Origin of the sequence: Antrihabitans auranticaus (genome assembly GCF_016481275.1) — a bacterium.
GTDB lineage: Bacteria > Actinomycetota > Actinomycetes > Mycobacteriales > Mycobacteriaceae > Antrihabitans.
Genome location: NZ_JAEMNW010000001.1, coordinates 1,427,336 through 1,438,782, shown reverse-complemented (window position 1 = coordinate 1,438,782; position 11,447 = coordinate 1,427,336). Strand labels below are relative to the sequence as shown.

Here is an 11,447-nt window from a genome sequence, read left to right as displayed (position 1 = left end):
GTTTACTGCGATAAACGCAGGACAGGTGCAAGTCCTGCGTCAACTGCTCAGTAGTCGGAGTGACCCATGTCAACGAATGCTGCAACCGAACCCCGTACATCCGACGACGGTGGCAAGGGCTTGAAAACCGGTGCCATCGGCTTTGCCTCGAGTGTCGTCATCGGCGTCGCCTCGACCGCCCCCGCGTACAGCCTCGCGGCGACGCTCGGTCCGATCGTCGTGCTGGTGGGACTGCAAGCTCCGGCGATCATCGTCCTCGCTTTCGTTCCGATCCTGTTCGTATCTATCGGCTACCAGCAAATGAACAAACGTGAACCCGATTGCGGCACAACGTTTACCTGGGCAACCAAGGCGTTCGGACCGAAGACCGGCTGGTTGGGCGGGTGGGGCATTATCGCCGCCGATGTGCTGGTCATGGCATCCCTCGCGCAGGTTGCGGGGCAGTACTTTTTCCTGCTCATCGGTGCGGAGAGTATCGGCCACGATCCCGCGAGCGGCTGGGTGCTACTTGCCGGCCTGATCTGGATGGGTCTGATGACCTACATCTGTTTCCGCGGGATCGAGATCTCGGCCCGCTTCCAACAAGCCCTGCTTGCCCTCGAAGTGCTGGTGCTGGTTGTCTTCGCGGGTACGGCGTTGATCAAGGCATTCGGCAGCAATCCGCCCGAGACTGCGATCGATCCGTCGTTCTCGTGGTTCAACCCGTTCGAGATCGACAGTGTCAGCACGTTTGCCCAGGGCATCATCCTGATGTTGTTCATCTACTGGGGCTGGGACTCGGCGGTCGCGATCAACGAAGAGACGAAGGACCGCAACAAGACGCCCGGTCGTGCGGCGATCACGTCGACGGTCCTGCTGCTGGTGACGTACGTGATCGTGGCGTTGGCAGCACAGTCCTACGCCGGTGTCGGCGAAGAAGGCGTCGGGCTGGCAAACGAAGAGAACTCCTCAGACATCTTGAGCGTGATCGGCACTGCCGCATTCGGCGATTCCACCTTCGGATCGGTGATGGGTAAGTTGCTGATTCTGCTCGTGCTGAGTTCGGCTGCCGCCTGCACGCAGACGACGATTCTGCCTACCGCACGCACCACCCTGTCGATGGCGGCGTTCAAAGCGATACCGGCTCGATTCGCCGATATCCACCCGAAGTACCTGACACCGACCAATTCGACGATCTGGATGGGCGTCATCTCCGCCCTGATCTACTTGGCGATGAACTTCTACTCCGGCGGTGGGCTCGTCGAAGACGCCGTCACTGCGATCGGCATGATGATCGCGTTCTACTACGGACTCACCGGCTTTGCCTGCACCTGGTACTACCGCCGCGAGCTCACCGGAAGCGTCAAAGATTTCTTCCTGCGCGGTGTCTTCCCGACGCTCGGCGGAGTGTTGCTGTTCGGCGGGCTTCTCCTCACCGCGGTCCAGGACTGGAAGCCGGAGAACAGTGCGGTCGTCTGGACCACGCCGTGGCACTGGACGATCGGCTGGGCATTCATCATCGGGGCTGGTTCGGCGATTCTCGGTGTCGTGCTGATGATTTGGGCGTCGCGCGTCTACAAGCCTTTCTTCCGCGGCGAGACCCTGAACCGTGACACCCCGATCTTCCTGGCCGAGGATGCGCCGATCACGTCGGGGCTCATGTTGCCTGATTCCGGCACCCCCGGCCTGGTATTGCCGCCCGCGGAGAAGTGATGCGCATCCTGCTGGTCGGTGCCGGAGGCGTCGGTGATGCGTTCGCGCGAATCGCGGCGCGGCGTGACTTCTTCGAGGCGCTGGTGATCGCCGACTTCGACCTGACACGCGCACAGCGGACAGTGGCTGCCGTGCGCGAGCGGTATCCGGATGAAAGGCGCATGACAGCAGCTCGCGTCGATGCATCCGACAGTGCCGCGGTGACGGCGTTGAGCAAGGAGCATGCGATCACGCACGTAATGAATGCCGTCGATCCGCGTTTCGTCATGCCGATCTTTACCGGGGCATTCGACGCTGGTGCAGACTACCTGGACATGGCGATGTCGATGTCACGTCCCAACCTCGAACGGCCTTATGCGCAAACAGGAGTCAAGCTCGGCGACGAACAGTTCGCCCGGTCGGCCGAATGGGAAGACGCCGGTCGGCTCGCTCTCGTCGGTATGGGCGTGGAGCCGGGCCTGTCCGACGTGTTCGCCCGATATGCGGCAGACCACCTGTTCAGCGAGATCGATGAACTAGGCGTCCGCGATGGCGGCAACCTGGTCGTCGACGGATACGACTTCGCACCGTCCTTCTCGATCTGGACGACGATCGAAGAGTGCTTGAATCCGCCGGTGATCTGGGAACGCGACCGCGGTTGGTACGTGACAGAACCGTTCAGCGAGCCGGAGGTTTTCGACTTTCCCGGTGGCATAGGCCCGGTCGAATGCGTGAACGTCGAGCACGAGGAAGTGCTGCTCATGCCGCGGTGGGTCGATGCGCGGCGCGTGACCTTCAAGTACGGGCTGGGCACCGAATTCATCGACGTATTGCGGACGTTGCACAAGCTCGGTCTGGACAGCACCGAACCGGTCAGCGTCAACGGTCGCGCGGTTTCGCCGCGCGACGTCGTCGCGGCCTGTCTGCCCAATCCGGCGACGCTGGGCGATCGCATGAGTGGCGCTACGTGTGCGGGTTTGTGGGTGACCGGAATGGGTAACGACGGCCAACCCCGCGAGGTCTATCTCTCACACGTCGTCGACAACGCGGACAGTATGCGCGACTACGGTGCGCAATGCGTGGTGTGGCAGACCGCGATCGATCCCGTTGTCGCACTTGAATTACTGGCATCGGGACGCTGGTCGGGAATCGGCGTGCTCGGTCCGGAAGCCTTCGACGCCGTGCCATTCCTGGACCTTTTGGGCTCCGACGCCCCGTCGGGTTATGCCAGTCCCTGGACGTTGCAGGATCGCTAGCCGGGAGAACCCGCCAGACCGGCTCAGCCGCACCACTTTTAGGGAGAGTCGCGGCGTGTCGCTCGGCAAGTCGGGGTGCGGATCCCGAGAAGGGGTGCGACCGACGATGGGCGGGGGGAGTTGGGTCCTTATGTCGACGCCCCGTCGGGTTATGCCAGTCCCTGGACGTTGCAGGATCGCTAGCCGGGAGAACCCGCCAGACCGGCTCAGCCGCACCACTTTTAGGGCGAGTCGCGGCGTGTCGCTCGGCAAGTCGGGGTGCGGATCCCGAGAAGGGGTGCGACCGACGATGGGCGGGGGTAGTTGGGTCCTTATGTCGACGACGCCCGCAGGGTCCACGTGCCGCACCCGTGTGAGTCGAACGCGTAGTCCGTGGGCTTGATCGTGACCTGAGAGCGTCCCGCGACGATGTAGTCGTTTGAGATGATGTCGTCGAATTCACCACTCGTGCCGGACAGTCGCTCCCAGTAGCAACCGAAGTCTTCGTCGGGCCCGCTAGTGGAGTAATTGCCGGGCGCAATGTCCACGCCGACTATATACAAACCGTCCGACATGGACGACGCCGGAACGGCTGAAGCGGGTGCCGCGCCGATCAGGGCAATGGCAACTGCGAGGGCTCCTGCGGTAATCACGGTGGTACGCATGACTTCTCCTATCGTGGGCGCGCCGCGCATGGGCAGCGCAAGGTCGGGATAGCTGGAATTGGATTTGTGGACACCGTTCCCGGCGCCTCGTTGTCGATCAAATATCAACCGCCGCTTGGGTTTATTCGATCGCGTGCATATACCGAGTATCCGATCGGTTCTGGCGAACCACCATCATTTGGTCAACTGACGCAGAAAGTCCTCTCAGGGTCTTGTCGCGCAGACACTTGATACATCAAAGCAAGTGTGCTTGTCTGAAACAAGTAACTCGACTGGAGGTGAAGACATGAGCAGCACTATGGTCATCGTCGCGGGGCACGTCATGGTCGAACCGGATCAGCGCGAGGCATACCTCGCAGGTTCTCTGCGAATCGTCGAGAAGGCCCGCCCTGCCGCTGGGTGCCTCGACGTCTCGATTGCCGCCGACTTGATCGACCCTGGCCGTGTCAACATCTTCGAGCGCTGGGAATCCCAGAAGGCGCTGGATACGTTTCGGCGCAGGGGCGGCACCGGCAATGTGAAACTCCCCAAGATGCTTTCGGCGTCCGTGTTGGAATACGACGTCGCCGCCGAGCGGCCGGCGTTCGGGAAAGCCAATAACTGACGAGAAAGGAAGACTGACAATGAAATTGACTGCCACCATCATGGTCACGGTCGACGGAGTCATGCAGGGTCTCGGCGCACCGGACGAGGACCGCAGCGGCGGATTCGAGCGAGGCGGCTGGATCGAGCCACTCTTCGACACTGGCGCGATGACCTTTCTCAATGAGGTCTACGAGCGCGCAGATGCGTTCCTCTTCGGCCGGCGGACATACGACATCTTCGCGGGCTCCTGGGGGCAGGTGGAAGATCCAGGCATGAATCCCGTTGCAAAGGCTCTGAACTCACGACCGAAGTACGTTGCGTCGACGACGCTCACCGATCCGCAATGGGCTGACACGACCGTGCTCTCGGGAGACGTTGCTGCGGCGGTCCGCGAACTCAAGGCCAAGGCCGGCGGCGAGCTGCAGGTGCACGGCAGCGGCGCGTTTGTCAGGTGGCTGCTCGACAACGAATTGGTCGACGAGATCAACCTGCTCATCTGCCCGGTAGTCATCGGCCAGGGCACGCGGCTGTTCCCCGACGCAGGCCCGGACATCGCTCTCGAACTGATCGCATCGAGCACTACACCTGGCGGCGTGACGATTCAGGTGTACCGGCCCAACGGGCGTCCGCAGTACGGAACCGCGACGGCCGACCTGAAGCACGTCACATAGCGGGTGCGCTACCTTCGGTCGACTGACATTCCACCGAAGGAGAACTCAGTGACGATCGCCGATCGACCACTCGCAGGCCGGACCGCCCTCGTCACCGGAGGTGGTCGCGGAATCGGCCGCGCCATAAGCCTCGGTCTGGCCGCCCGCGGTGCCGCCGTCGCGGTCAACTGGGCGCGCGACGAGGCCTCGGCGACTGCGACCGTCGAAGAAATCCGGGCGCACGGGGGCACAGCGATCCCGATCCAGGCACGCATCGACGATGTCGCTGGCCATCAAGCGTTGGTCGATGCAACAACCGGTGCGCTCGGACCGATCAGCATTCTCGTCCACAACGCCGGAATCGCCAGTCGCGGAAAGCTTGTCAGTGATACCGACGCCGACGAGGTCGTACGGCTGCTCGGGATCCAAGCGGTCGGACCGCACCAGTTGACCAAGGCGGTCCTGCCGGGCATGCGGGACTGCCCGCGTGGCGACATCATCATGATCAGCAGCGTCGCCGCGCATTCGCTCGCGTCGCACGGCGCTCCGTACAGCATGGCGAAAGCAGCCTTGGAAGCCCTCGCCTACACCCTCGCCAAGGAAGAGGTTCGGCATGGAATCCACGTCAATATCGTTGCACCCGGCCTAGTTTCGACAGACATGGGGGATCGGTTGACCAATGCGCTCACCGGCGGTGCCAGCAAGCGCGCGGCTGATCTCGACGCCGACTATCCCTACGGACATGTCTGCAGGCCCGAAGAGATTGCCGACGTAGTGGCCTTTCTCACCTCACAGCAGGCCGCGTATCTCACCGGGCAGCGCATCGTCGTCGATGGCGGTGCGAACCCGCATCGGCCGTAGCCTCAGACGGCGCTCGAGCATATTCAGAGAGAGTCATCGAGGGCGGGACGGCTCCATGTCTGTCGCGCGCCTATACCTTTTTCGACGAGGCCCAGCTCCCGTAGCTTGGAGATTGCCATCATGGTGAAGAACATGGGATTCGGGTTTGCACCGGAAACCCCGATTTCCTGCGAACGCGCAATGAACGCTTGCACGAACGCGGGCAGGTCGTCGACATCGGTTGTGAGCAAATCCTGTGCGGCGCCGTCGAGCGCGGCGGCATGCTCGAGCAGTCTTGTGAGCCGTTCTGTCGCCGCAGGCCGGTCGAACACTTCGAATGCGTGGCCCTCGGTGACTTTGTCGACGGCACCGGTCTCGACCAACGTCAGTGCCTGTGCGACTGCCGCGAAGATGTTCAGCTGGTTGGCGTCGTGCATGGCGCCGCACGGTCCGTTCGGCTCGTCCGAGAGGTGGAGCAAGCGCGCATCGCGCAGATGGACTACCAGTTGGCCGGCGCAATGACCGCGCGTACGCAGGACTTGGACGGCACCGTCGCCGAACGACCAACCCGACATGTGTTGCGAACCGATTGTCAGGTGTTCCAGAGGTAGTTCCTCGAATGTGCGGGTGATGTCCGTTATCGGAACCATGGGCTGGAACAGGTCCAGCAGCCGGTGTGCGGCGGTCGCAGGGTCTTCGAATCCTGGCACCAAACCGGATACGCGACCGAGGCTCGTTGTCCAGTAGGAGAGTCCGTGATCGTGGTACTGCGCCACGTCGTGCGCGCTGACATAATGCCGGATACTCGACGGATCCAGTTGTGCACCAAGCTCTTTGACGATGTCGTTGTTGCCCACGTGGTCGGGATGGCCGTGGGTCGTGAGAAGTAGGATCCGCGACCATGGCGCGAGGTCGTCTGCCGCTGATCGGATCGCATCCCGAACTGGCGACGTCACGCCGCTGTCGACGATGACGAGGAGCTCGCCCGTCCGGTGGACGATCACGTTGCACACGTCCGGTTGGCGGGCGGCCATGTCGAGCTCCTGGCCCACGATCAGGCGTGTTCTGGCGTCGATTTCGATCTGGTCGCCGAGTGTCACCGCTCGGTTGTACCACGTCCTCCGCGAGCGTGCGTGCAGGTCAGCACACTAATGCGAACGCGCTGATGCGCTGGTGATCCGCTCGTCGTAACCACTGCGCGCGGACCGGTCGAAACTCAGGAATGCCGTGTCTGCGCCGAGCAGGTGATTCATCCAATCTCGCAACCTGCGGCCGATCAGTGGCTGAGTGCGCACGATCGGGCCCAGGATTGCGGGTAGGTACATGTCCGGCGTGCGAGACACGATGCCGCGGACTATGGCCTCGGCAACGTCCTCCGGTTCCAGGGTGGGAACGAACTTGGTGCCGACCGTTCCGGCGATCAGTTCGGTGTTCGTGAACGATGGCATCACGCACGTGAAGGACACGCCGGACTTGGCGAACTCGACCCGTGCCGACTCGGTCATCGAGATGACGGCTGCCTTGCTCGCGGCGTAGCTGAGCCCGCCGGGTACCGGTGCGGTACCGGCGATCGATGCGACGTTCACGACGTGCCCCTGGCCGCGGGCGATCATGCCCGGCAGCGCTGCACGCATACCGATCATCGGGCCGGCAACGTTGATGTCGAGCACGCGCTTCGATAGGGCAGTGCTTTCATCGAGGAACGGTCCGATCGGCATGATGCCGGCGTTGTTGATGAGCACATCTAGCGGCCCGAACCGCTCTTCTGCACGTGCAAGGAAGGCCGCAAAAGACTGCTCGTCGGTGATGTCGAGTCGCACAGCCTCGACATCGGGCCCGAGAGTTGCGGCTGCGTGGAGTACGGCGGATTCGTCGATGTCGCCGATCACAACGTTGGCGCCGCGCCGGTGCAGGGCCGCCGCGGTCGCGAGACCGATACCTCGCGCGGCACCGGTGATTGCCACCACGCGACCTTGAATCCGTTTCGCCAGTTGTGTTTCGTTCATTCCTACCTACTCCATCGAAGGTGGTCGTCCGGTGTTAATATATTGGAATATAGATTAAAAAGCTAGCGGCCTGTGAATTGCGACGGCGACCTACCTCAGTCTGCCGCCGCAATCTCGTCGAGCCTGCGCTCCAGGAACAGGCGTACCTGGTCGTTGCTAGCCGTGTCGATGGCGGCTCTGTAGAAGGGAGCGGCCTCGGCCAACCGCCCTGCCCGACGCAGCAGGTCGGCCCTTGCGGCGACGACGAAGTGCGAGCCTGTCAGTCGGGGATGGTCGGCGACCTCGTCCAGGGCGGCCAACCCGTCGTCGAAGCCGTCCCGAAATGCCACCGCCACTGCGCGATTGACCAGAATCACGGGTGATGTCGAGTAGTTGACCAGCTCGTCGTATCCGGAAACGACGGCCTGCCAGTCGGTTTCGGCCCAACTCGGGGCAATCGCGTGTGCGCCCGCAATCCTCGCCTGCGCAAGATACGGGCCGCGGCCGTCGGTGGCAGCCGACACCAGGCAGCTCAGCCCCGCTCGGATGGCAGCCCGGTTCCATTTCGTCCGGTCCTGCTCCTCGAGTGGGACGAGCGCACCGTCGACACTGCGTTGCGATCTGCGGCTGTCGTTGAGCAGCATCAACGCAAGGAGCGCTCTAGCCTCGGATTCGTTCGGCAAGAGCGAGCACACCAACTTGCCGAGCCGGAGGGCTTCGTCGCACAGTTCGTCTCGCACGGCCGACGGCCCCGACGTTGCGAAATAACCTTCCGTGAAGACGAGGTAGATGCATGAGAGCACACTGGTCGTGCGCTCCGGCAGAAGGTGTGCCGGTGGTACGCGCAGCGGGATGTTGGCGTGCCGGATCTTCGACTTTGCGCGTGTCAATCGTTGCGCCACAGTGTGTTCAGGCTGCAGGAACGCTCGCGCGATCTCCGACGTCCGCAAGCCGCAAACGAGACGCAGTGTGAGCGCCACCTGGGATTCGGGCGACAGGGCAGGATGGCAGCAGGTGAATATCATCCGTAGCTGGTCGTCCGGTACCGGTGACACGTCAGGCCCCTCGATCGGTGGCGCCAATAGCATGGCATCCGATTCCTTTGCGGTCCTGGCTGATTCGCGTCGGATGCGATCGAGCACGCGGTTCCGGGCTGCGGTGGTGATCCATGCGCCGGGATTCGACGGCATGCCCCTTTCCGGCCAGGTGCGCAGCGCATCGGCGAATGCTTCCTGGACGGCGTCCTCGGCGGCGCCGACGTCGCCGACTATTCGCGCGACAGTGGCCAGAGCCCGACCGAACTCGGCGCGATAGACGGCGTCGACCTCGGCCGGGCCCGGCACTTTCATTCGCCCAGATCGACGATCTGCCGCAATTCCACCCGACCTTTGTCCCCGAGCGGGATCTGCACCGCAATCGCGGTTGCTGCCTCGCGATCCGGCGCGGCAAACATGTAGAGACCGTTCGCGACCTCCGCAGACTCGGTGAACGGCCCGTCGGTGAGAAGTACCTGTCCGTCGTGCACTCGGACGGTGGTCACCGAGTCGGGCAGGTGAAGAGAACCGCCGCCGCGAATGACGTCGCCGACCTTCTCCCCGAACCGGACATGCTCGGCTGCACCGGCGTCCCACTCGGGCGTGCCGGGCGCAACGATGTCACCGGGCGGCTCGAGCAGCAACGCGAGCCACCAATCGGACTGCGCCCCTTCGGCCTGCATGTATTCCGCCATCGGCCAGACTTCGACGTAGCCGTCCGCTGCGGCTGGAATCTTCTGCACGAGCTGCAGGCAGTCGTCCAGGTTCTCGGTCTCGAACACCGTGAACCCGCCGACGACTTCTGCCTGCTCGGTGAACGGGCCATCGGTGACGATTGGGTTTCCACCGCTGTGTGTGATGTTCACAGCCGTATCCGACGGGTACAGAGCGGCGCCGCCTGCGATCGCTTTGCCGGCCGCCGCCTCGAATGCGGCATACTTTTCGAGCTCGGCGTCGAACTCAGGGGACCCAGGTTCTGGCTCGGGGCCGCCTTCCTGTCCGAACAGCAGCGCTAGATAGTGCATGACGTCATCCTTCCGCTCGTTGGCGAGGTCTGGAACCCCTCCTACCAAATCGACGAACGAAGAATGGTCTTATCTACGTCGGTACAGCCTCGAGTTGCATCGCCTGTTTGACGAGTTCGAACGAGCAGTGCGCTCGTATGCAGAGCTTCCTGCAGAGGTTGTCGATGCAAAGCACTGAAACGACTACCAGCGCATATGCACCTGCTCGGCCCAGCCGAGCAGACTGTCTACGGCGAGAGGTGGCTCCCCGTCGGGATAGATCAAGCCTGAATAGTGGCCGAACACCTGGCGCGTGTCGTTCGACAGCACCAGTGCGTTCGCTCGCACGTGCCGCTCGTGAAACGGCATGAACGTCAGGTCGACGGCATCTGGGGCGGCTATCCGCCACGGTTTGGTGAGATCTCTGGTGTCGTAGGTCCAGTTCAGTTCAGAACCGATCTTGGTAACGCGGCCGTCGACAACGAGAGCGTTCTCGGTGAGCCCGGTGCCCTCGGTCCACTTGCCGCCCAGTTGGATACCGACGGTGCGGTCGCCCGCACGGCCCGACGCAGCACCCCAGTTCCACAGTGTGTCGTAGGGCCAGCGGCCACGGCCATGGTCCAGCACAGACCACCCGTCGTCGAAACCGAAGGTGCGGCAGCCGACAGACACCACGCCCTCGGCCGGCCGTGCGACCTGCTTGGACGTGTACTGATAATGGTGGTCGTCCCAGGGGATGACGACGTTCATACTTTCGTGGCCTGCGGGGCGCGCGGAGAAGAGGTCTGCCTCGAGGTACCCGTGCGCAGTCAGGCAGGACGCGAGCACCCGAGTGCCGCGGGCCGCCGGAATGATCGATACCCGCACCTTGCCTGCGGTGACATCGATTCGCCCCCCGTCGAGCGAGTCGGGCAGCGCGACGCCCCGGCTCAGCGGCGCGACGCTTACCTTCTCCAATTCCGCGCCGCCGTACTCCAAGAAATAGACGCCGGTGAGCGCCACGTAGTCCAGGCTGCTGACGGTTACCGCAACGAGGTGGGTGTTTGTGGTGAAACACCAGTATTCCCAACGCTTTCGACGTCCCCAGCGGCCGGGCAGGGCAGTGTCGTGCATAGGTCGCCGCGACCAGCCGACCGCATTGCGGTCAAGGCGGCCATCCGGCCGAGCCAGGGTGACCGGGGTAGCGATCTCCCGCTCGTGTGTGCTCATGAATCGGACGCTACAACGGCCGGTTTGGCGCACGCGTTCGGGTCAGTAGTGCGGAATCAGCCGAAGGTACGTTGGAAACCTTTGTAGCGCGTTCCCTGATAGACGAGCTCGCCGGAGTCTCCCTCAGCGATTTTCCCGTATTCCTTTCCCCGGATGCGGAATTCGCGCCGTTCACCAGAGCCGATCTGGAAGGTGACGAAGTAGGTAGTCGACGTTGGACCATCGGAGTGGCCCGAGGTGTCGGTGCGCTTGGTGACTGCCCGGGCTCGTTCGTTGAGCACCGGCTGCTGGTTGTTGTCCAGCCACTGGACGACGCCGCCGATGATGACGAAGGCGAACACGCCGGCTACTGCAGTGCCGACGAGAACGAAGAAAACGAGACCCAGGTCTTCCACAGCTACTCCTTAGCGTCCCGGGTGGGGGTGCACTTGCGTCTGTGGAATAGCAGCGACTCGGCGAAGTGTTATCGGCTTGCCGGTCGAATATTTGTGTCTACACCCCTCGACGTGGTTTACCCCACCCGTGGGGTGTGGGCAAACAACTCCTTTGGGGCGTTCCCCCGTCTGAGC

12 protein-coding genes are annotated in these 11,447 nt (G+C 63.1%); 5 read left to right on the top strand and 7 right to left on the bottom strand.

Annotated features, from left to right (window positions below):
• Positions 1-66: 66 nt before the first annotated feature.
• Positions 67-1,692: an APC family permease gene (locus JGU72_RS06690; protein WP_199682890.1), complete on the top strand. Its 1,626-nt coding sequence runs from the start codon at positions 67-69 to the stop codon at positions 1,690-1,692.
• Positions 1,692-2,927, top strand: coding sequence for a saccharopine dehydrogenase family protein (locus tag JGU72_RS06685; protein ID WP_199682889.1), 1,236 nt, complete (start codon positions 1,692-1,694; stop codon positions 2,925-2,927). The genes JGU72_RS06690 and JGU72_RS06685 overlap by 1 nt, the downstream gene beginning before the upstream one ends.
• Before the next feature lie 311 nt (positions 2,928-3,238).
• Here JGU72_RS06685 and JGU72_RS06680 read toward each other — a convergent pair whose 3' ends face one another.
• Complete coding sequence (locus JGU72_RS06680; protein WP_199682888.1) at positions 3,239-3,571, bottom strand: hypothetical protein; 333 nt, start codon at positions 3,569-3,571, stop codon at positions 3,239-3,241.
• A gap of 298 nt (positions 3,572-3,869) precedes the next feature.
• Here JGU72_RS06680 and JGU72_RS06675 point away from each other — a divergent pair, with 298 nt between their 5' ends.
• Genes JGU72_RS06675 through JGU72_RS06665 form a run of 3 tightly spaced genes read left to right on the top strand, consistent with a single transcriptional unit; the run spans position 3,870 to position 5,667 of the window.
• Positions 3,870-4,175 (top strand): putative quinol monooxygenase, encoded by a 306-nt coding sequence (locus JGU72_RS06675; RefSeq protein ID WP_199683257.1) that lies wholly within the window; start codon positions 3,870-3,872, stop codon positions 4,173-4,175.
• A 19-nt stretch (positions 4,176-4,194) separates the two neighbouring features.
• Positions 4,195-4,827: a dihydrofolate reductase family protein gene (locus tag JGU72_RS06670; RefSeq protein ID WP_199682887.1), complete on the top strand. Its 633-nt coding sequence runs from the start codon at positions 4,195-4,197 to the stop codon at positions 4,825-4,827.
• 48 nt (positions 4,828-4,875) lie between these two features.
• Positions 4,876-5,667: an SDR family NAD(P)-dependent oxidoreductase gene (locus JGU72_RS06665; protein WP_307828321.1), complete on the top strand. Its 792-nt coding sequence runs from the start codon at positions 4,876-4,878 to the stop codon at positions 5,665-5,667.
• A gap of 23 nt (positions 5,668-5,690) precedes the next feature.
• Here the strand turns inward: JGU72_RS06665 and JGU72_RS06660 are convergent, their stop codons facing one another.
• From JGU72_RS06660 to JGU72_RS06635, 6 genes are all read right to left on the bottom strand, one after another.
• Positions 5,691-6,746: an MBL fold metallo-hydrolase gene (locus tag JGU72_RS06660; RefSeq protein WP_199682886.1), complete on the bottom strand. Its 1,056-nt coding sequence runs from the start codon at positions 6,744-6,746 to the stop codon at positions 5,691-5,693.
• Between the two features lie 48 nt (positions 6,747-6,794).
• Positions 6,795-7,652: an SDR family oxidoreductase gene (locus JGU72_RS06655; protein WP_199682885.1), complete on the bottom strand. Its 858-nt coding sequence runs from the start codon at positions 7,650-7,652 to the stop codon at positions 6,795-6,797.
• A 95-nt stretch (positions 7,653-7,747) separates the two neighbouring features.
• Complete coding sequence (locus JGU72_RS06650; RefSeq protein WP_199682884.1) at positions 7,748-8,980, bottom strand: RNA polymerase sigma factor; 1,233 nt, start codon at positions 8,978-8,980, stop codon at positions 7,748-7,750.
• Positions 8,977-9,690 carry a YciI family protein gene (locus JGU72_RS06645; protein WP_199682883.1) on the bottom strand — a complete coding sequence of 238 codons (714 nt, stop codon included), beginning with the start codon at positions 9,688-9,690 and terminating at the stop codon, positions 8,977-8,979. Before JGU72_RS06645 ends, JGU72_RS06650 begins: the two co-directional genes overlap by 4 nt.
• Positions 9,691-9,873: 183 nt before the next feature.
• Complete coding sequence (locus JGU72_RS06640; RefSeq protein ID WP_199682882.1) at positions 9,874-10,878, bottom strand: DUF2804 domain-containing protein; 1,005 nt, start codon at positions 10,876-10,878, stop codon at positions 9,874-9,876.
• Between the two features lie 56 nt (positions 10,879-10,934).
• A complete protein-coding gene (locus JGU72_RS06635; protein ID WP_199682881.1) occupies positions 10,935-11,273 on the bottom strand; it encodes a DUF2500 domain-containing protein in 339 nt (112 codons plus the stop codon).
• Positions 11,274-11,447 lie beyond the last annotated feature (174 nt).